Below are 19,849 nucleotides of genomic sequence, written 5' to 3' on the forward strand. Positions count from 1 at the left end.
CTAATGGCTCCAGACGAACCTATACTTCGCGCCGAACGAAACGGTGAACTGATCCGGCGATCCCGCTTCGCTGACCAGGGGCGAATCCCCGGCGCTGCCGACCAGCCGCTCGTATTCGAACGACGCCATCGTCGAGAACTGTTCGGTCCATTTGTATTCGCCGTAAAGGCCGGCCCCAGCCGAGCGCACGCCCGCAGACGCTTCGTATTTCGAAAGGTGGGCGCTTTCCGCCTGCGCCGCATTCAAACCGTAGTAGGCATTCATGTAGTCGCTGTCTGCGATCGACAGTCGCGGACCGGCGGCGACCGTCCATTGCGTCGTCGGATGCCACACAAAATCCGAGCTCAGATCGAAAACCCAGCCTTCAGCGCCATAGACGGCGTTGCGCGCTTCCAGGCGCGTGCGGAGCCATTCCGCCGGCCAATATTCGACGAAAGCGCCGATCTCAAGCGAAAGGTCAACGCCCGTGTTGCCGATCTCTTTCAGGCCGCGATCGCGCGTATTGCCGAAGTCCCAGCGGATCTGACCGACGGGACCGGCGCGGAAATTATCGGTCGAGAACAGTTCGTAATCGATGCCGTCGTTCGGCAGGCTCAGCCATTCCTTATCGCCGACCCGATGAAAGTCGACGATGGGCGAGCCGCCCAGATCGTAATGGCTTGAACCGGAAAACTCCGGCGAGATATTGCCCCAGGCGCCGAGCGTCACAACCCAGTCGGACGATGCCGTTGCGATGGTCGGATTGGCGATTGAGTTGTCGAACGGGCCGTCGGCGAGCGCCGCATGCGGAGCAATGCAGGAGACCACCGCCGCCAAGAAACCGCTGCAGGCAACGGACACCCGACGCTGAACGCGTGATGCCGCTAGGCCATCCAAAGCAACGGACTTGCCCCGATTATGGGCCATAAAACACTCCAACAGCGCCCATCGGGATATGGTGTACGCGCCCTATTGGGAAAATTAAAGAACCATAAATTCGTAAAAAAGATGTTCTGACGACCGCGAGACGGCGGCGATGACACAGATCAAGAAGCAGGAAACGGCGGCTAACAACTTGAGCCATCGCGAAATTCCGTCCGTCCAATGAGGATGATCCCCTGGTTGCGGCTCAACGCGCGATAGGGCTTTCATGTTCCTTATTTTCTGCAGTCCGCGTTTCAGGCAGCAGCAGCACAACTGCCAGGAAAGCCGCCAGTCCGATGCACGCCAGCGTCAGGAAGGCCGTCGATGCTCCGAAATCGTAGGCGATGATACCCGCCAGCGTCGTGCTGATCGACGCGCCGACGCCCATCGCGATGCCGACAAATCCGAGCGCCAGATTGAAGTTCCCCGACGTTCGCGTGACGTCCGCGACGGCGCCCGAAACCAGCACGCCGAGCGCCGCCGCTGAGATGCCGTCGAGGCATTGGATCGCCACCATGACGACCGGGTCCGAACTCGATGCCAGCAGCGCGGCTCGTATGGGCAGCGCCGCGAAGCCCAGCATTAGCAACGGCCGCCGCCCATGCCGGTCGCCATAGCGCCCGATCCATGGCGAGATCATCGCCACGACGAATTGCGGAACGATGATGCACAACGCGACAAGGATCGTCGCGGCGTCGCTCGCACGCTGCGTAATGAGATTGGCGACGAGCGGCATGATCGACGCATTGGAAAGGTGAAACAGCGATACCGTTCCGGCCAGGATCAGCAGCGGCCGGTTCGACGCCAGCGTCCGTACCGCGTCGAGAATATCGTAATGCGCTTTGGGCTTCGGCGTCACTTCCTCGCGATGAAAGTCGGCGGGCGAGATCAGATAAAGCGAAAGCACCGCCGGAACAGTCATCGCCGCCGCGACGAAGAACACAGCCTGGCTCGAAAGATAATAACCGCACGCGCCCATGCTTGCCGCCGCGATCATGCTGCCGAGCGACGCAAACCGCGCGTTTCGACCGAGCCGCTCGCCGATCAGGTTATGCCCGACGAGCCCCAGGCTGATCGCCGCGAGCGCAGGCCCGGTCACGACGCTCGCGAGCGAATGAAAGACTTGCGCGAAGAAGACCGCGGTAAACTGTGGCCAGATCGCAATCGAAAACGCCGACGCGCCGATCATCAGTGTCGAGGTGGCGGCAAGTGTCCGTTCCCGTCCCATCGCATCGACAAGTGCGCCGCCGGGCACCTGTCCGATGAGCGCGATGATGCTGCCGACCGTCAACACAAGGCCGATGTCGGCGCTCGTCCATTTTTCCGACGTCAGATAGACGGTGAGAAACGGGCCGAACCCGACCTGGGCATCGGCGAGGAAAAACGCAAAGCCGTCGACGCCGAGTTGGCTCCTGCCTGTCGGCCTGATACCCGCGCGCCGCCAAAACCGAGCGATACCGCGCATGGCGTCAGTCCGGCGCGCAAAGCAAATGAATGTGAGCCCCCGCGCTGACGGCCCTCATCATTTGGCCGGAGCAGAAGTGGTTGGCGGTCCTGAAGGTTGTGGCGGCCCGGGCTGCGCCGAGGGCGCCGGCTGTGCAGGGGGAGCAGAAGCGCCGACGATCACCACCGGTTCGCCCTGATGGTATTCGGGCGTCACGCGCAATTCGTCCCGCGTCATGCCGAGTGTGATGGCCTTGGGCGAGAACTGCAGCGTTCCCCACGCAACGGCGATCTTCCGCGACCCTACACCTAGGAAGCCGCCGAAATCGATCACCGCCGCCCGCACCTCGCCGCTGTGGCTGACGAGAATATCGGTGATCTGCCCGAGCTTCTCGCCCTTCGCACTCGTCACGTCCTTGCCAAGCAGGCTTTCGACTTTGTTGTCATCGACGACGACGGCGGGCATATCGCCGGGCGTCTGCTCGTCGGGCTTCTTGCCCGCATCGGCAGGGGCTGTCGCGTGCTGGTCCGGCGGGGCGGTGGACGGCGGCTGCGCTTCAGGAGATGCCGTGTCCGCGCGCGCTACGCCCGCTGCGGCCAATGCGAACATTGCCGCAAGCATCAAGGAAACACGCGCCGTAACCATAACACGCATCGGAAGGTCCCCATTCCATGCTGAAACGCGAGGCATTGCAGCCTCGCGCTCGATTTGCCCACACTCGGCGGCCAAGAGGAAACCGCCGAGCATGGCGCAAGTTCCGCCTTCGCTAACTTTCACAAAGCGCAAAGCTGCGGACGCATGATCACTGGAACCGTGGCGACCTGATTGGCAGGCCGGACTTTTTCTGCTTAGAAGCTGCCCCGGCGCCGCAAGGCGATGCTTTCTGGAGATATTCGCAAATGAAACTTGTTCGCTTTGGCGCCCCAGGTGCCGAAAGACCCGGCATTCTCGATACCAATGGCGAAGTTCGCAATCTCTCGGAAGTCATCCCGGATTTTTCCGGCGAATATCTCTCGCCGGCATCGCTCGATGAAATTCGCAAGCTCAATCTCGCGTCTCTGCCGCTCGCGCCGAAAGACGCACGCCTCGGCCCGCCGGTCGCCGACACGCATAACTTCATTGCCATCGGCCTCAACTTTGCCGACCACGCCAAAGAGACCGGGCAGGAGATTCCAACCGAGCCGATCCTGTTCAACAAGGCGACGACGTCGATCTGCGGCCCAGACGATGATGTGATGATCCCGCGCAATTCGCGCCATCTCGATTGGGAGGTCGAGATCGCGTTCGTCATCGGCACGCGTGCCCGCTACGTCGATGTGCAGGATTGGGCAAAATACATCGCGGGCTACTGCATCTGTAACGACGTGTCGGAGCGCCGCTTCCAATCGAAGCGCGGCGGCCAGTGGGTCAAGGGCAAATCCGCCGAGACGTTCGGGCCCATCGGTCCGTGGCTCGTGACCCCCGACGAGATCACCGATCTCGACAACCTGACGATGACCCTAGACGTCAACGGCGAGCGCAAGCAGACCGGCTCGACCTCGACGATGATTTTCCGCATCCCGACGCTGCTCGCTTACATCACCGAGTTCATGGTGCTTGAGCCCGGCGATATCGTCACCACCGGCACGCCACCCGGCGTCGGTACGGCCCGCAATCCGAAAGAGTTCCTCAAAGCTGGCGACGTCATGGAACTGAAGATCGACGGCCTCGGCACGCAGCGCCAGAAAGTCGTCGACTTCAAGCTCTGAACGGTCGCCTTTCACAACGTCATCCCGGCGAAGGCCGGGATCCAGTCAAGCTTCGGCGCGAACCGTGTAAGTCGCTCAGTGCGCGCTCACGCGTCGTCGCCGGGCTCGCTGTCGCTATCGGATGGCCGATAGAAATTGCGGAAATCCGAACCTGTTCGTATCGCGAGCCGCTGGCGGATTTCGTCCCACGACCGCGGATTGTCGAGATCCAATCGCCCGAGCGCTTCGCGCACGAACTTCAGCTGATCTTTGAGATCCTGCTCGCCGTGCGCGAGGCCGTCGTCCGGCTGTGCCGCAGTCTCGAGTTCATCGATCAGATATGTGACGAGACTCATCTCGGGAAACAGCATGTAAAGCGAAAGGTCGTCGCGCACCGCTCCGTCAATCCCTTCAAGGATTGACAGCTTGCGCTCGTCACCGCCGGTTTCGCTGCGGAGTCTCGAATAGGCTTCGCTCAACAAGCGGTCTTGCTCGTTTTGGAAATCGCGCAAGAGGAAGCCGAGATTTTCATTTTTCTTGCTGTGTGCATTGAGCGCTTTCCACGCTTCCCGGATAGCATCGCGCGACTGCGGCTGACTGAACCGGTTATCGACAATGTCGGACCGTAGGTGAATGGCTTCGAGCAGCACTTCGCGGAAATGCGCCGCAAGCTCCTGCTTTTCTTCGCGCGTCAGAGGCAACAAGCCCGGCAGGGCAGGCGGCTCGCGGCGCCGTTCAATCTCGGGGACGCTGCCTTTGGGCTGTGGCGGCAATTCCGGCTTCGCTTCGCGCAAGATCCCGGCGTCAATGGCCGGACGCTCTTGAACGCCCTCGAACCGCGCCCGATCTCGCGCATAGGCTGCGCTTTCCGGTGCCGTCGCGCGGATGGTCAGCAGCGTCTCATAAAGCGCCGGGCGGATGTAATAGCGGTCGTCGATCTTGACGTCGGGCGCAACGGCCTTCACCGCCGCCCCCGCATTCATCACGCGGCGGACGACGCGCGTGTCATAGTCGTTGGTGATCTCCGACAGCGTCACCATCGACGTGAAGCCTTCCGTCTCCCGGATCGGCTCCAGCGTATTGAGCACGATTTCGGAATGCTCGCGCGGATGCGGCGCTAGCGCGGCCGATACAAGCTGGTCGAGCCGCGCTTTGTCTTTAGCGGAAGCGTCGGTCTTGAACTGCTTGTCGCAGATCGAAGACAGATACTCGCGCAACTCGCTGCGCACGCGGTACCGCTCAGGGTTATGGCTGATCGTCTCGACCGCGCCGATATCGGCGCCCGCCGTAAGCACCATGCGCACGCGATCGGCCTGCGACCGCTCCATCGCGCTCAAATCGGCGAGTGCCGAAAACCCGTCTTGATTGGTGATCGGCCTGAGCGATGTCAGCGTCAGCCACGCCGTCTCATGCGGATGCGCGCCGAGCGCGGCGTTGATCGTTGCTTCAAGCTGCGCGCCCGAGCGCGATCGATAGCTCGGAATATCCGACAGCGGCGAGCGCACGGCATTGGCGCCGAACAAGCCCGACATGAAAATCAAGCCGTCGAGCCCGATCGCGATCGCCAGCGCCAGGTAGGCGAGGTGGTTGCCGTCCTGGAATGCATTGAGCGTGACGACGAAGCGGTGCGCCTTGTCATCGCGCGAAAGCTCGATGCGGTTGATTTCGGTCCGCAGCGCATCGGTGTCGTGGCTCGGAAGCGCACTGTCTGACAGGCAGCGCCGCGCGAACGCGAACAGCGCATCGGTCGACGTGTTGGCGTTGAGCTTGTCGCCGCCCGCGCAAGTGTTCTCGAAAACCTTTGTGCCCGCCTGCAGCGCGAACAGCGTGCCTGCCGCATCGGCCGTCGTCTTCGGATCGCAGTCGATGCCGGAGACGAGCGACTTTGTTTCTGGCGTCGCCTGCATCGCCGTATAGATGTCGCCGCACATCTGCTGCACGCTGTTGAGATGCGCGACCGTCGGATCGGCGCGAAACTCTGACCGGATGCGCTCGAACAACGGCAGGATCCGCGTCGGATCGACCTTCGGTCCGGCATCCGTTTGCACGCTGTCCTGGGCGAGCTTGATCCGCTGCTCCGCCGTCTGGGCTTCGCCCTTGTACTTGGCGAGATCGCCGTCAAGCGTTGCAAGCTCGGTGTCGATGGACGATAGCCGCGTTTCGACCGTGCTCAGACGTTTCTGCGCATTCGCCATGCGCTCTTGCGCGATTTGCGCCGCGCCTTGCAGTGTGGAGAGTTCCGCCATGCGCTGGCGATAAAGCGGTCCGCGTCCGGCCTTGCCGCTGCCTTCCACGCCCTTGTCTTCGGCCAACGCCTCGACGCGCTTGGCATCGACGTCTTTCAGCTTTTGGTCGTAGTCGGCTTTCTTGGTCTGATAATCGGCCGCCAGTTCGGGGCGCTGCGCCGCAAGGCTCGCTTTTTCGTCCGTCAGCGAAACCTTGCGATTGGCGAGGCCCGCTTGCCCTGCCTGCGCCGACGCCATCCGCTCCTGCTGCTCTTGCACGGCACGGCGACGCTCTTCGATCTGATCGTTGACGAACTTTTCGATCACGGCCTGCGATTGCGTCGCGGCCTGTGTGATCTTCTCAAGCTGCACGTCGTAATCTTTCCACGCTTGCGTCTTGAACAGTTCATCAGCCAGCGCCGCATGACGCGCCGCGATCGCCTGCTCGATATCGGTGATGATGCCCGAGACCTGGTTCTGCGCGCGCAGTTCGGCTGCGCGCACGCGCTCCGACTGCGGGAAGATCGACGTGAAGAAACTATCGAACGAGAAGAACACGCTCGTCGCCATGCAGGCGAGGAACATCAGCCACAGCATCGAATTGCGCAGGATGATGCGCACGACCTGGACGTAAGGGCGGACGATGTCGCTCGCCGCATAGAGCGCGAACAGCGCCACGAGCAGAAGCCCGGCCCCGAACATCAGGAACTTGTTGCCCGCCGTCGACCAGTCGATATCGGACAGGCCAGTCGCCTGCCGGCCGTCGCCGCTTCCCGACCACTGCAGAAACAACACGAAACAGGTGAGGAACAGCAAAAGCCCGATGAAGGTGCCGATCCACGGCTGCGCGCCCGAGCTTGCGAGTGCTGATTGTCCCGGTCGCGATTGCCGGTTCATCCCCGTGGCGAAACTCTCGCCGATCAGCCACGCGACGATCAGCATGATGCCCTGGATGCCGAACGTCACCATGCCGGAGAGCAGGGGCTCGCCGGTGAAATTGTACATGCCTTCCCATGTGCGCCAGCCCGCCGCGGCAGAAAGCACGAGGCCGGTCGTACCGAGTAAGGCTAAGCGCCAATTGGAAAAAATCGTTTCTTCGATGGCGGTCCTCAGCCGTCGCGCAATCCGGCTGCGCAGCAGGAGGGTGAGGGTGCAGGCAATGACAACGGCAATACCGATCGGACGGGCATTCTCCGCCAGTCTGTCGATCAAAAACTTGACGTCCATCCTGAAGTCGTTCCCAGCCAGTGCGCCCGTCGAATCGCCGGCCGCGTTGGTTAAAATTGCGCGCCCCAACGGGCTGATTGGCGGCGACATTAAGACGAAATGTGCTCATCGGATGAACTTCTTTTGAGAATCTCACCCATTCCGCCAGCCACCGGCGCATTTTACCTTGGTCGCGCCGCACGGGGATAAAATAAGGCATGCGGCCCTTGAACCGGATGGTCCGCCATCCCGACATGTTATATCGTCCGGAGAGGCATCAGTTCCACGGTTTGCCCTTCGGCCGGGCTCCAGAGGATGACCATGATAGCGAACGCAGCCGACGAGCAGAGGGCAAGGGACCGCTTGAAGACATCTCTTGAGCAGGCGACCGCGATTTTCGCTGAAAAGAATATCCGGTTCACCGACCTTCGCCGTAAGGTTTTCGAGGAGATCGCCTCGACCCAGGCCAGCGTCGGTGCTTACGAGGTCCTCGACCGGCTGGCCAAGAAGGGCACGCGCCTCGCCCCGATCTCGGTGTACCGCGCCCTTGATGCGCTGCTTGAAGCGGGCGTCGTCCATCGGCTTGAAAGCAAAAACGCTTATTTCGCCTGCCGGCGCATGGACAAGCCGCGCACCGGCCGGCCGCCGATCTTTCTGAGCTGCGAAAAGTGCGGCGCCGTGCAAGAGGTCGACGGCGACGAGATCTTCCGCGCCATCGACACGGCTGCGGCCAACACCGAATTTGAGACCCGCGTCCGCTTCGTCGAAGTCTCGGGCACGTGCCGCGAATGCGCCGCCGCCCGCCGCACGGCCTGACACGGAGACTGCCGTTTTGTCAGCTTTGGACGACGCACGAGGGAAGGCCCTCACGGAGGAGGCCGCAGCGTGTAGTTGCGGCCACCATCACGAGCACGCGCCTTTACAGGAAAAGGCTCGACCCTTCGATACGACTGCGTTGATCTCGGCACGCGGCCTGGCGATGACCCGCGGCAGCCGCGAGGTGCTCTGGAATATCGACCTCGATGTTCACCGCGGCGAGATCGTCACGCTGATCGGGCCGAACGGCGCGGGCAAAACGACACTCGTCCGCCTTCTTCTCGGCATCGAACGGCCGACCCGCGGACACATCGAGAAGGCGGCTTCAACCCGCATCGGCTACGTCCCGCAACGCTTCGATGTTGATTCCACAATCCCGATGACAGTCGCCTCGTTCCTGGCGCTTGGTGCGAACGTCACGACCGACGAGATCATGCGCGCCTTGGAAGAAACGGGCGCCGCTCGCACACTCACTCAGCAGCTTTCGAAGCTGTCCGGCGGCGAAACACAACGCGTTCTGATCGCTCGCGCGCTGCTGCGCCGTCCCGATCTTCTCATCCTCGATGAACCGGCGAGCGGCGTCGATTTTACCGGTGAAGCCGACCTCTACGACATGATCGGCAGCTTGCGCGACCGCCACAATCTTGGCGTCCTGCTCGTCTCGCACGATCTCCATGTCGTCATGGCGAAGAGCGATCGCGTCATTTGCCTCAACGGCCACGTCTGCTGTTCCGGCAAACCCGAGGATGTGTCCCAACACGCGTCATACGTCCGCATCTTCGGACCGCACGCCGCAACAGCGCTCGGTGTCTATCGCCACCACCACGATCATCAGCATGGCTTGACCGGCGAAACCGAGCCGCTCATCGAACCGGCGACGCAAACGCCAATGCCGGGGCGAGGCACCTGAGTGATCGTTGGACTTGATCCTTTCATTTGGCGCGCCTTCTTCGCGGCAGTCGGCTTGGCTGTCATCGCGGCGCCGCTCGGCTGCATCGTCGTCTGGCGGCGCATGTCCTATGTCGGTGAAACGCTATCGCAGGCGAGCTTGCTCGGCGTGGCGCTGGGGCTCGCCGCCAACATCAATCTGACGCTCGCCGTCGTCATCGCCGCAGTCGCCGCTGCGGGCGTGCTGACGCTGCTCGGACGGCAGAAAACGGTGCCGCTCGATTCCGCGCTCGGCCTGACGCACCACGCGACGCTGGCGCTCGGCATCGCCGCGATCTCGCTCGTCAAGGGTCCGGGCATCGACCTGATGAGCTACCTCTTCGGCGACGTCTTCGCGGTCACGTCCGGCGACCTCGTCTGGATTTACGTCGGCGGGGCCGCCGTCATGGCCGTAACGCTCTATCTATGGAAGCCGCTCGTCCGCCTGTCGCTGCACGAGGACCTCGCGACCGCCGAGGGCATCAACCCGCGCGTCTCCCGCGCTGCCTTCGACCTCTTGCTGGCCATCGTCATAGCGGTCGCCATGAAAATCGTCGGCGTTCTGCTCGTCATGGCGTTTCTTGTCGTTCCGGCCGTGGCCGCCCGGCCACTATCCACAACCCCGGAGCGGATGGCCGTCCTGGCCGCCGCAATCGCGATTTTCGGCGTAATCCTCGGGCTTTGGCTGTCATTGTCGAGCGACGTTCCCGGCGGCCCTTCAATCGTCATAGCGCTGTGCACAATCGCGGCCATATCACTTCTGGCGGGAAGCGCGAGAGGGCGCTAGAACTCGGGGCCCCAGGGACGGGACCAGGGACGGGAAAGGCAATTCGATGTTGCATAGCGACAGCATCACGATGAAACCGCGCCACAAGACCACAGCGGTCGCGGTCGGCGGCGTGCAGGTCGGCGGCGGAGCGCCGGTCGTCGTGCAATCGATGACCAACACCGATACGGCGGACGTCGCCTCCACGGTGAAGCAGGTCGCAGACTTGGCGCGCGCTGGTTCGGAGCTTGTCCGCATCACGGTCGATCGCGACGAAGCCGCCAAAGCCGTCCCGCACATTCGCGATCAGCTGCGCAAGCGCGGCGTCAACGTTCCGCTCGTGGGTGATTTCCATTATATCGGCCACAAGCTTCTGGGCGAAAATCCGGACTGCGCCGAAGCCCTCGACAAGTACCGCATCAATCCCGGCAACGTCGGCTTCAAGGACAAGAAAGACAAGCAGTTCGGCGCCATCATCGACATGGCGATGACGTACAACAAGCCGGTCCGCATCGGCGTCAACTGGGGCTCGCTCGACGCTGAGCTGCTGACGCATTTGATGGACGAGAACGCCAAGTCCGCCGAGCCGAAACCCGCACGCAGCGTCATGCACGAAGCCATGGTGCAGTCGGCGCTGATGTCGGCGCAGCGTGCCGAGGAAATGGGCCTTAACGCCAACAAGATCATCGTTTCCGGCAAGGTCTCCTCGATCCAGGATCTCTTGGCCGTCTACGCCATGCTCGCCGACCGCTGCCGCTACGCGCTGCACCTCGGGCTGACGGAAGCAGGCATGGGCTCGAAGGGCATCGTTGCGTCTTCCGCTGCGCTGGGCATTCTCTTGCAGCAAGGCATCGGCGATACCATCCGCTTCTCGCTGACGCCCGAGCCCGGCGGCGACCGTACACAGGAAGTCCGCGCCGCGCAGGAGCTGCTGCAGACGATGGGTCTGCGCTCGTTTGTGCCGGTTGTCGCGGCATGCCCCGGCTGCGGCCGCACGACATCGACCGTATTCCAGGAACTGGCGCGCGACATCCAGGATATGATCCGCGATCGTATGCCCGACTGGAAGACGCAGTATCCCGGCGTCGAAACGCTGAACTTCGCCGTGATGGGCTGCATCGTGAACGGTCCCGGCGAGAGCAAGCACGCCGACGTCGGCATCTCCCTGCCGGGCACGGGAGAAAGTCCCGCCGCCCCAGTATTCATCGACGGAAAAAAGGCCATGACGCTCCGCGGTCCCAATATCGCCGGAGATTTCAAGGCCATCGTCGAGGACTATATTTCCCGCCGCTTCGGCGCGGGCGCCGTTGCCGGTGGAGAGGCTGCCGAATAGCTGCCCTTCTGATTAAGCAAGAAAGCGGCTATTTCTTAAGTAATTCTTGGAAAATCGCCGCCTAAGTGCGGCGTTTGCGACGTTGCTGCGCTCGCATTGCGGTCGGTCAATGATGTATCGAAGCGGACGATTACGACCGCTTCCCAGGGACCCTCCGCCTTGCGGACGCGTTGCTGATGGATGCATGAGCATCCGCCATCAAGGATATTTCAGAGAATGAGCGAAGGTATAAGCACGCTCGAGCGTCACATCATCGTTGGCGCAGGCCCAGTGGGTTTGGCGATGGCCGCGGCCTTGAAGCACCGCGGCATCCCCTTCGATCTGATCGACGCCGCGCCAGGCGTGGGCGGCAACTGGCTGCACGGCGTTTATCGCAATGCGCACATCGTTTCGTCCAAAAAGGCGACGGAATATACCGACTACCCGATGCCGGATGATTTTCCGGATTTTCCGTCGGCCGACCAGATGCTCAGCTATCTGACCGATTTCGCGAAGGACCGCGGGCTTTACGCCAACGCCGAATTCAACAAGCAGGTCGTGCACGCTGCGCCCGACGACGCCGGACACTGGACCGTGAAGTTCGCCGACGGTGAGGAGCGGACGTACAAGGGCGTCATCGTCTGCAACGGCCACCATTGGGATAAGCGCTATCCAACGTTCCAGGGCACTTACACGGGCGAGCTGCTGCACTCGAAAGATTATGTCGCTCCGCACCAGTTCGACGACAAGCGTGTGCTTGTCATCGGCGGCGGCAACTCTGGTGTCGATATGGCTGTCGATGCGGGGCGCTTCGGCAAATCGTGCGATATCAGTTTGCAGTCAGGTTATTGGTATTTGCCCAAAACGTTTCTCGGTCGTCCGCTGACGGACCTTCCGATCTGGGGCCTGCCGATCTTCCTGCAGCGCGCGATCTTGAAATCGATCATCGCCATCAGCATCGGCGACTATCGTCGTTACGGTTTGCAGCAGCCCAAACACAAAATTTTCGAGCGTCATCCCGCGTTCGGAACGGATCTGTTGAATGCCATTCGCTTGGGTCGCGTGAAGCCGCGTCCGGCTATCGATCACGTCGATGGCGACACGGTCACATTCGTCGATGGCACGACCGGCACCTACGACATGATCGTTGCGGCAACGGGCTTCAACACCACGTTCCCGTTTCTGCCCGAAGGCCTCGTCGATGTGAAGAATAACGTCGTGCAAGTTTACGGCGGCGCATTTCCGCCAGGATTGCGCGGTCTTTATCTCGTCGGCTGGGCGCAGGCGCGCAACGGTTTCGGTCGATTGATCACGCCGCTCTCTGAACTTTATGCACGTATGATCGCCTTACAGGACGAGCTTCAGCTTCCGCTGGGTACACTCATGGAGAGTTCATTCACGCAGAAACTGCCGACGTCCCATCTCGTCGATCCCGAGAAATCCCGGCGCGAAATTAGGCTCGCACACTGGATATTACCGCTTCTTAAACTGCGGGATAAGCGGATGGCTCGTAAAGAAAAGATCAATGCAGATAAAAGTGGATTAGCGGCGCGAGTCTAATTGCGTTTAATCAACGCGTTATTAGTATCCACCCGTTAATAGGGCATTTCAGAAATACCTAGGCCACTCGTGGCCGCTAGTTGATGCATACCAGCGTATCGGTTTGCGCATCGAAATTGTCCAACTGGAACCCCAAATGGGTTGTTGGCGTTAGTGCGTACGATTGGGCCGCTGGGCCTACTGTGACGGGGTTCTAAAAATGAAATCGCAAATCGCTAAGTCCCTCCTGGGCGGAGCTGTGCTCGCGTTGACTGCAAGCGGAAGCGCTTGGGCAGCCGATCTCGGTCCTTACCAGCCATACAATCCGCCTGCGGCTCCAGTTGTTCAGTACAGTGAGCCTTCGATCTGGCAGGGCGCTTACATCGGTATCAACGGCGGCTACGGCTGGTCGAACTCGACTTTCACGAAGCCCGAAGGCGGCTTTGGCGGTGGTCAGATCGGCTATAACTGGCAGCGTGGCAATTTCGTCTTCGGCTTTGAAGGCGATTTCCAGGGCGCGGATATCAGCGGCAGCGCGTTCGATCAGTTCGGTGACACGGCGCATAGCAGTGTGAACTGGTTTTCGACCGTGCGCGGACGTCTCGGATACGCGAGCGGACCGTTCCTGGTTTATGGCACGGCCGGTCTCGCCGTTGCGGACTTCGATACCAACGTCAACCTCGCAGGCATCGGAAACTTCCGCGACAACGACACCAAGGCTGGCTATGCAGCCGGTGGCGGTGTCGAGTGGGCGTTTGCTCCGAACTGGAGCATGAAGGCCGAGTATCTCTACATGGGCTTCGGCGACGATACGCTCTCGAGCGGCGATCGCATCAACAACGACTTCCAGACCGTTCGCGTCGGCTTGAACTACAAGTTCTGGTAACGCGCCGATCTCGCCTCTCGCTAGCTGTCGCGGCGGCCCATCAGCCGCGCAGCGTTGGCGAGAGGTTCTGCCTTTTCTCCGAACACGTTGAGGGCTGCGATAGCCGCCGCGATCGAGCGGTCGAGGTGGCTACGCGCCTCTTTGATTCCGAGCATGCCGATAAGCGTTGCTTTACCGGCGGCGGCATCCTTGCCGGTAGCTTTGCCCGTATCGGCGCTTGAGCCTTCCGCATCGAGCAGATCGTCGCTGATCTGGAACGCAGCACCCAGGTGCTCGCCATAGGTCTTCAGCGCCGCGCGTTCCTCCGGCTTCGCACCACCGACGACGGCACCCATCTCGCACGCCGCCGTAATCAGCGCGCCGGTCTTCATCGCCTGCAATCGCATGATGCTTTCGATCGTCGGCGTCGGCTGATTGCTGAGTTTCCCCGCTTCGAGATCAAGCTGCTGGCCGCCGACCATGCCGACCGCGCCTGAGGCGACGGCAAGAATGTGCACGAGATCGGCTCTGATACTCGGATTGCTGTTGCTCTCCGGCCGCCCAACCAGCTCAAAAGCAAATGCCTGCAGCGCATCGCCAACGAGAATTGCGGTCCAGTCGTCGTACGCCTTCCACACCGTCGGGCGGCCGCGCCGAAGCTCGTCGTTGTCCATCGACGGCAGATCGTCGTGCACTAGAGAATAGCAATGGATGCATTCGATGGCCCCTGCCGCGGGAAGTGCCGCTTCCTCGGTCGCGCCGAATAGCGCAGCGCTGTGGAAAACCAGGAAGGGCCGGAAGCGTTTGCCGCCGCCCAGGACGGCATGGCGGATAGCATCGGCGAGGCGTGCAGGGGTGCCCTCGCTTTCCTGTCGGGCGAGAGCAGAGGTTAAATAGGCTTCGACGACTGTTGCGGAGTTGCCAAGCTGGACAAGAAACTGTGACACTGCCTTATGCTCTCCCCCGAGAATCCGACCACTGCTCAAACATGGCCATGGTTCGGCGATATGTGGCACGCGGTTAGCACAACGTGATCGATTGAAGCAAAGCATGGATCGGCCGGACGAGACATCGGGGTTATCTGCCGCGCCGCCTATGAACGTGCCGCAAAGGGCTCCCTCCCGGCCGGCGGAGGCCGAAATGTCGCTGCAGCCGCCGCGGCCACTGCCTGCGCGCGCCTTTCAGCCTGAGCCGAGCACATCGCCCGCGCCTGCTCCCGCGATGCCTGCAGGCAGCCATGCGCATGCTGCGGCTGGCACGCTCTCGGCAGACGCTATCTTTTCCGAGATTGACGCTGAAGCCTCGTCACGATCGCTCTCGGCAATCGAAGCGGCGGCCGCGGAGGCGCTCCGCGAAATCAAGCCCCACAAGCCCCTCGATATCGCCGAACTCGTGCTGCCGTCGCCCACAGCTGCCGCGAGCACCGATCTCGGCCATATGATCCCGCAGCGCATGTTCGAGCCGCATTTCCTGACGCCCCCTCAGGCAGCTTCGGGCGGCCTTCGCATCGACACGGCGACGCGCTCCGAACCGCTAAGGGCAGACGACGCGGGAATAGAGCCCCCCACCGCCGTAGAGCGGCCTCCACAGCCTTCTGGAAGCATTTGGGGGCTCTTGAAGCGCGGATTGAAGCTACTGGTCTGGATTGCCATTGGCTGGCTGGCGCTCATTCTGGCGCTGATCGTGGCTTATCGTTTCGTCAATCCACCGGCCTCGATGCTGATGCTGCAGCATTGGCTCACCGGCCAGCCCGTGGTCCAGGAATGGGTGCCGTTCGGTCAGATATCGCCGAACATCGTTCGTGCCGTCATACTCAGTGAAGACGCGCGCTTCTGCCAGCATCCTGGGGTCGATCTCGAAGCCATCGAGGAAGCCATCGAGAACACCGATGGCCGCGCGCGGGGCGGCAGCACGATATCGATGCAGGTCGTGAAAAACCTGTTTCTGTGGCCGTCCAAGAGTTACGTCCGCAAGGCCATCGAGCTGCCGCTGACCTATCTAACGGAGGTGATCTGGTCGAAGCGCCGGATCATGGAAATTTACCTCAATATCGCCCAGTGGGGGCCGGGCATTTTCGGCATCGGCGCGGCGGCCGAACATCATTTCGATAAGCCAGCCCGAAGCCTGTCGGTCCGGGACGCGGCACGCTTGGCCGTGTCGCTGCCTAACCCATTGGAGCGAAACGCCGGCCGGCCGGGGCCGGGGCTTCAGCGCCTTGCCAATGCAATCCAAGTCCGGATGCGGCTCGCCCCATCGGGCCAGTTCGCTTGCGTCCTGCCCAGAAGGCCCTATTAAGATGGCTTCGCAGGGGACTGGCTTTTCTCCTCTAACTTGCGTATAAGCCCCGCCCGAGGTACTGAGCGCGCCCAAAACAAGGCGCCGCCGGTTCATCCAGCAATTAAGACGTTCGGCATTTCCGCCGCATGTTCGGCGGCCCGCCCGCATTTGTGGGGTGGGATGTCACTTTTGGAGCAACACTGATGGCAGTTCCACGCAAAAAAACGTCCCCGATGAAGCGGGGGCAGCGCCGTTCGCACGACGCCCTGACCGCCCGGGCTTACGTGGAAGACAAGGATAGCGGCGAACGCCGCCGTCCGCACCACATCGACCTCAAGTCGGGCAAGTACCGCGGCCGCCAGATTCTGCCGCCAGCCAACGAAGAGTAAGTCGTTTCAGCGACGAAAAGGGTTGTGTAGCGCCGGAGCCGAGGTTCCGGCGTGCGTTGCCTTGCGCCGGCCACCGTCGCTTGGCAAACGAGGCGGAGCGTGCCTATAAACCCCGGCCGCGCCCGAGAGTCTGGCTTGCAAAGTCCGGTCTGAGCGAGCTGGCCACGGGGTGATTGAAATCTCAGGAGAGCTTCATGTCGATCAGAGCCCTTCCGCTCTTGGTTCTCGCCTTCCTCCTTTACAACGCGGTCGTAATGACGATGGGACCCGAAGTTCTGACGGATCCCAATCACTACATTTTCCGGATCCATCTCCTGAGCGGCGGCGATTGGAAATTCGGTTGGGGTGACCTCATCCTGCTCGTGACGCTCATCCTGCTTTTCATCGAGATCGTGAAGTCCACCTTCACGACCACCTCGACGTTGATCGATCATGCTTTGTCGATGATCGTCTTTATGGCCGTCGGTGCGGAATTCCTGCTCGTTGCCCAGGCCGCGACGTCGGTGTTCTTCCTGATCCTCGTCGCAACACTGATCGACGTGATCGGCGGTTACACGATCGGCATCCGCGTCGCTCGCCGCGATCTCAACATCGGCGCCGACCACTAAGTTTTAGCAATCCGACGATGACGGCGGTACGGAAGGCGGCCCATGCACCCGCCTTCGGTCTGCCGCGCGCCAATGGCGGCCAGGTGTTCACGGCTCATTAACGAAACCGGAATAATTTCCCGATCGTTTCGGCACCTTCCATCTTCGACGAAAGTTGGAAGGCCTGCTGTGAGTAAACCGAGAACACGCCGTGGTTTCCGCGCCGAGTCCAGATGAATATCCTGCCGGCCTGACCTCAGACGCTCGGGCGCAATCGATGTCCGATGTGCCGGATACGTTGACCGAAACGGAGGGGCTCGATCTCGTCGGCATCCTGTCGTCGATCGAGGAGACGGCCTACGTCTGGGATCTGACCACCGGCCGCGTCGAGTGGGAAAGCAATGCGTCTGACATCCTCGGCGTCAGAGACATGAGCAAGATCGCCACGGGTGCCGCCTATCACGCTCTGATTGCACCCGAGCATCTGAATTCCCGCCTGGAAGCTTTGTCACGCAGCGTCGGCGCCGACCGCGTACGCGGCGTGCCCTACCGTCTGCAATACCGGCTGCGTCCAAACGGCCAGCGTAGCGAACATGAGATCCGCGTGGAAGATCAGGGCCGCTGGTGGCCGGGCGCCGACGGCCACGCGGCGCGTGCGCGTGGCGTCATTCGCGTCATCTCCGAGGAATACCTCGAACAGCAGCGCCGGCTCGTTCGCGATGATCTCGACGAATTGACTGGTCAGCTCAACCGCACGCGCCTGACCGAAGCATTGGGTGCTATCCTCGCCCGCGCCGAGCGGCACTATCAGCCGTGCGCGTTCCTGATGATCTCGGTCAACAATCTGGCCGTTATCAACGAAACGTTCGGTATCGAGATCGGCGACCAGGTCATCGCCGAGGTTGGCCGCCGTATTCGCGAAAAGCTGCGCGGCGGCGACGTCATCGGGCGGTATTCGTCCAACAAGTTCGGGATCATTATGCTCGGCTGCGGACAAGGCGCGCTTCGCATTGCCGCCGACCGCTTCATCAAAGCCGTTCGCGAGACCACGATCAAAACCTCGGTCGCCCAATTGTCGGCGACGATCTCTCTGGGCGGCGTCATCATCCCCGACCAAGCGAAGTCGGTGCAGGACACGGTGAACTTCGCGCTGCGCGCCCTCGATGTCGCCAAATCGAAACGCTTCGATTGCTTTATCGCGCACGAGCCGTCGCCGTCGGCCGAAGGCAACCGCATGCGGAACAAATCGATCGCCGAGGGCGTCATTGCCGCGCTCGACGACAACCGCATGCGTCTCGTCCTGCAGCCGATGATTTCGACGAAAACCGGTAAGGCCGAAATCTACGAAGCATTGCTGCGCATGGAGCGTCCCGATGGCAGCCTCGTCTCGGCCGGCGAATTCGTGCCGATCGCCGAGCATCTCGGGCTCTCGCGTCTGATCGACCGCCGGACATTGGAGCTGACGGTTGATCTGCTGAAGCGGCACCGCGAACTGACGCTGTCCGTGAATGTCTCCGGCCTGACCTGTTCCGATCTCGAATGGGTGACGGCGCTGCGCCGTCTGACCCGAGATCGCCCCGACGTGTTGCCGCGGATGATCGTCGAGATCACCGAAACCGTTGCCCTTGAAGAACTCGATCAATCGGTGAATTTCGTCGATACGTTGAACGAGTTGGGCTGCCGCGTCGCCATCGACGATTTCGGCGCCGGTTACACGTCATTTAAGAATTTGAAGCGGCTCAACGTCGACATGGTCAAGATCGACGGCGCCTTCGTCAAAAACCTTGCCGACGACACCAGCGATCAGATCTTCGTCAAGACGATGATCGAACTCGCTAACACGTTCGGTATGGAGACGGTTGCCGAGTGGGTGGGAGACGAGCGCTCTGCCCGTTTTCTGAAGAGCGCCGGAATAACCTACATGCAGGGTTATTATTACGGCATGCCATTCGACAGCACCGACTACGTCGAAGCCGCCTGACGGTCTCGCCGCGCATTATCGCAGTCGCTTAGGGACGCGACTGCGAGAGCTTCTCTATCTTCTGCTGCATGGCTGAAAGCTGCGACTTGAGTTCGTCGAGCTCGTTGCGGTCTCCAGGAGATTCCGTCGTCGCGGCTGGTGCGGAAGACGGCTGACCTTCGCCAGGCTTGCCGCTGCCGGGCGACCCGAACGACGCCCACATCGACATGGCCTGCTCGAACATCGCCATGTTTTGGCGAGCCTGCTGCTGATAGAACTCGAAGGCCGCGGCCGGATTGGAAAACGCCGATGCGAACTGCTCGCGGAACCGCGATTGCTCTTTCACCAGATGCTCGAGGCTGAACTGCAGGTAGCTCGGCACCATCCGCGCGATGCTATCGTCGTAAAAACGAATGAGCTGGCGGAGGAACGGAATCGGCAGCAACGCCTGTCCGCCTTCGCGGCTTTCCTGCTCAACGATGATCTGCGTCAGAACGGCGTGAGTCAGATCATCGCCGTTCTTGGCATCGTAAACAACGAAGTCCCGATCGCCGCGAACCATCTTCGCGAGATCTTCGAGCGTCACGTAGGTGCTCGTCTCGGTGTTATAGAGCCGCCTGTTGGCGTACTTCTTAATAACGACCGCTTCTTTTTTAGGCGCCTGCGTTTGAGGATCTGGGTTGGTCAACATCGCGTTCGCGTTCTCTATCGACGGCTTATCAGCGGGTTGCTGCACTGCGGCAGCGTACCACACCCTGGGGGCCCTTCGCCAGACGTTTCTGTCACTCCTTTGGGCGGGCCTGAGCCAGCGCAATTGGGCAGTCTAGGCAAGAGGTCGCAATTGCTGAATATGGCCGCTCACTGCAAACTGTTTTCGTCTTCAGGTTGACGCCGTAAAAACTGGCG

The 19,849-nt window shown here is 61.4% G+C and carries 17 protein-coding genes; 11 read left to right on the forward strand and 6 right to left on the reverse strand.

Annotation, left to right across the window (positions count from 1 at the left end; genetic code table 11):
• The 3 genes from RLW55_RS07875 to RLW55_RS07885 all read right to left on the reverse strand — a co-directional run bounded on the left by RLW55_RS07875 (position 1) and on the right by RLW55_RS07885 (position 3,001).
• Complete coding sequence (locus tag RLW55_RS07875; protein WP_409561176.1) at positions 1 to 906, reverse strand: MipA/OmpV family protein; 906 nt, start codon at positions 904 to 906, stop codon at positions 1 to 3.
• 202 nt (positions 907 to 1,108) lie between these two features.
• Entirely contained in the window at positions 1,109 to 2,368 is a 1,260-nt protein-coding gene (locus RLW55_RS07880) for an MFS transporter (RefSeq protein ID WP_409561175.1), read from the reverse strand.
• A gap of 57 nt (positions 2,369 to 2,425) precedes the next feature.
• On the reverse strand, positions 2,426 to 3,001 hold the full coding sequence (locus RLW55_RS07885) for a PRC-barrel domain-containing protein (protein WP_423416060.1): 576 nt from the start codon (positions 2,999 to 3,001) through the stop codon (positions 2,426 to 2,428).
• A gap of 245 nt (positions 3,002 to 3,246) precedes the next feature.
• Between RLW55_RS07885 and RLW55_RS07890 the strand changes: the two genes are divergently transcribed.
• Entirely contained in the window at positions 3,247 to 4,095 is an 849-nt protein-coding gene (locus tag RLW55_RS07890) for a fumarylacetoacetate hydrolase family protein (RefSeq protein ID WP_409561173.1), read from the forward strand.
• An 86-nt stretch (positions 4,096 to 4,181) separates the two neighbouring features.
• Here the strand turns inward: RLW55_RS07890 and RLW55_RS07895 are convergent, their stop codons facing one another.
• Positions 4,182 to 7,526 (reverse strand): hypothetical protein, encoded by a 3,345-nt coding sequence (locus RLW55_RS07895; protein ID WP_423416061.1) that lies wholly within the window; start codon positions 7,524 to 7,526, stop codon positions 4,182 to 4,184.
• A 300-nt stretch (positions 7,527 to 7,826) separates the two neighbouring features.
• On the opposite strand from RLW55_RS07895, the gene RLW55_RS07900 reads away from it, so the two are divergent.
• From RLW55_RS07900 to RLW55_RS07925, 6 genes are all read left to right on the forward strand, one after another.
• Positions 7,827 to 8,321, forward strand: a complete 495-nt coding sequence (locus RLW55_RS07900) for a Fur family transcriptional regulator (RefSeq protein WP_013949693.1) — start codon at positions 7,827 to 7,829, stop codon at positions 8,319 to 8,321.
• Positions 8,322 to 8,484: 163 nt separating this feature from the next.
• A complete protein-coding gene (locus RLW55_RS07905) occupies positions 8,485 to 9,231 on the forward strand; it encodes an ATP-binding cassette domain-containing protein (protein ID WP_409561171.1) in 747 nt (248 codons plus the stop codon).
• The gene (locus RLW55_RS07910) at positions 9,232 to 10,035 is read left to right on the forward strand and encodes a metal ABC transporter permease (RefSeq protein WP_423416062.1); all 804 of its coding nucleotides are present in this window, start codon (positions 9,232 to 9,234) and stop codon (positions 10,033 to 10,035) included.
• A gap of 46 nt (positions 10,036 to 10,081) precedes the next feature.
• Positions 10,082 to 11,347 carry a flavodoxin-dependent (E)-4-hydroxy-3-methylbut-2-enyl-diphosphate synthase gene (gene ispG / locus RLW55_RS07915; RefSeq protein WP_423416063.1) on the forward strand — a complete coding sequence of 422 codons (1,266 nt, stop codon included), beginning with the start codon at positions 10,082 to 10,084 and terminating at the stop codon, positions 11,345 to 11,347.
• A 216-nt stretch (positions 11,348 to 11,563) separates the two neighbouring features.
• Entirely contained in the window at positions 11,564 to 12,886 is a 1,323-nt protein-coding gene (locus RLW55_RS07920; RefSeq protein WP_423416064.1) for a flavin-containing monooxygenase, read from the forward strand.
• 199 nt (positions 12,887 to 13,085) lie between these two features.
• Positions 13,086 to 13,751: an outer membrane protein gene (locus RLW55_RS07925; protein WP_013949688.1), complete on the forward strand. Its 666-nt coding sequence runs from the start codon at positions 13,086 to 13,088 to the stop codon at positions 13,749 to 13,751.
• A 20-nt stretch (positions 13,752 to 13,771) separates the two neighbouring features.
• Here RLW55_RS07925 and RLW55_RS07930 read toward each other — a convergent pair whose 3' ends face one another.
• A complete protein-coding gene (locus RLW55_RS07930; RefSeq protein WP_423416065.1) occupies positions 13,772 to 14,677 on the reverse strand; it encodes a polyprenyl synthetase family protein in 906 nt (301 codons plus the stop codon).
• 193 nt (positions 14,678 to 14,870) lie between these two features.
• Between RLW55_RS07930 and mtgA the strand changes: the two genes are divergently transcribed.
• The 4 genes from mtgA (at position 14,871) to RLW55_RS07950 (ending at position 18,964) form a co-directional block, all read left to right on the forward strand.
• Entirely contained in the window at positions 14,871 to 16,025 is a 1,155-nt protein-coding gene (gene mtgA, locus RLW55_RS07935) for a monofunctional biosynthetic peptidoglycan transglycosylase (RefSeq protein WP_423416066.1), read from the forward strand.
• 185 nt (positions 16,026 to 16,210) lie between these two features.
• On the forward strand, positions 16,211 to 16,396 hold the full coding sequence (rpmF, locus tag RLW55_RS07940; protein ID WP_013949685.1) for a 50S ribosomal protein L32: 186 nt from the start codon (positions 16,211 to 16,213) through the stop codon (positions 16,394 to 16,396).
• Between the two features lie 194 nt (positions 16,397 to 16,590).
• Complete coding sequence (locus tag RLW55_RS07945; protein ID WP_409561167.1) at positions 16,591 to 17,004, forward strand: hypothetical protein; 414 nt, start codon at positions 16,591 to 16,593, stop codon at positions 17,002 to 17,004.
• Between the two features lie 256 nt (positions 17,005 to 17,260).
• Positions 17,261 to 18,964 carry an EAL domain-containing protein gene (locus RLW55_RS07950; protein WP_423416067.1) on the forward strand — a complete coding sequence of 568 codons (1,704 nt, stop codon included), beginning with the start codon at positions 17,261 to 17,263 and terminating at the stop codon, positions 18,962 to 18,964.
• A 28-nt stretch (positions 18,965 to 18,992) separates the two neighbouring features.
• Here the strand turns inward: RLW55_RS07950 and phaR are convergent, their stop codons facing one another.
• Positions 18,993 to 19,634, reverse strand: a complete 642-nt coding sequence (gene phaR / locus RLW55_RS07955; protein ID WP_409561165.1) for a polyhydroxyalkanoate synthesis repressor PhaR — start codon at positions 19,632 to 19,634, stop codon at positions 18,993 to 18,995.
• Positions 19,635 to 19,849: the final 215 nt, after the last annotated feature.

Source organism: Hyphomicrobium sp. B1 (genome assembly GCF_049532635.1).
Taxonomy (GTDB): domain Bacteria; phylum Pseudomonadota; class Alphaproteobacteria; order Rhizobiales; family Hyphomicrobiaceae; genus Hyphomicrobium_B.

Excerpts from the sequence above, each read along its gene's own strand:
- RLW55_RS07950 (WP_423416067.1), top strand. The coding sequence starts at position 17,261 with ATGTCCGATGTGCCGGATACGTTGACCGAAACGGAGGGGCTCGATCTC.
- RLW55_RS07895 (WP_423416061.1), bottom strand. The coding sequence starts at position 7,526 with ATGGACGTCAAGTTTTTGATCGACAGACTGGCGGAGAATGCCCGTCCG.
- RLW55_RS07920 (WP_423416064.1), top strand. The coding sequence starts at position 11,564 with ATGAGCGAAGGTATAAGCACGCTCGAGCGTCACATCATCGTTGGCGCA.
- RLW55_RS07925 (WP_013949688.1), top strand. The coding sequence starts at position 13,086 with ATGAAATCGCAAATCGCTAAGTCCCTCCTGGGCGGAGCTGTGCTCGCG.
- ispG (WP_423416063.1), top strand. The coding sequence starts at position 10,082 with ATGTTGCATAGCGACAGCATCACGATGAAACCGCGCCACAAGACCACA.
- phaR (WP_409561165.1), bottom strand. The coding sequence starts at position 19,634 with ATGTTGACCAACCCAGATCCTCAAACGCAGGCGCCTAAAAAAGAAGCG.
- RLW55_RS07875 (WP_409561176.1), bottom strand. The coding sequence starts at position 906 with ATGGCCCATAATCGGGGCAAGTCCGTTGCTTTGGATGGCCTAGCGGCA.
- RLW55_RS07900 (WP_013949693.1), top strand. The coding sequence starts at position 7,827 with ATGATAGCGAACGCAGCCGACGAGCAGAGGGCAAGGGACCGCTTGAAG.
- RLW55_RS07885 (WP_423416060.1), bottom strand. The coding sequence starts at position 3,001 with ATGCGTGTTATGGTTACGGCGCGTGTTTCCTTGATGCTTGCGGCAATG.
- RLW55_RS07945 (WP_409561167.1), top strand. The coding sequence starts at position 16,591 with ATGTCGATCAGAGCCCTTCCGCTCTTGGTTCTCGCCTTCCTCCTTTAC.
- mtgA (WP_423416066.1), top strand. The coding sequence starts at position 14,871 with ATGTCGCTGCAGCCGCCGCGGCCACTGCCTGCGCGCGCCTTTCAGCCT.
- RLW55_RS07890 (WP_409561173.1), top strand. The coding sequence starts at position 3,247 with ATGAAACTTGTTCGCTTTGGCGCCCCAGGTGCCGAAAGACCCGGCATT.
- rpmF (WP_013949685.1), top strand. The coding sequence starts at position 16,211 with ATGGCAGTTCCACGCAAAAAAACGTCCCCGATGAAGCGGGGGCAGCGC.
- RLW55_RS07880 (WP_409561175.1), bottom strand. The coding sequence starts at position 2,368 with ATGCGCGGTATCGCTCGGTTTTGGCGGCGCGCGGGTATCAGGCCGACA.
- RLW55_RS07905 (WP_409561171.1), top strand. The coding sequence starts at position 8,485 with ATGACCCGCGGCAGCCGCGAGGTGCTCTGGAATATCGACCTCGATGTT.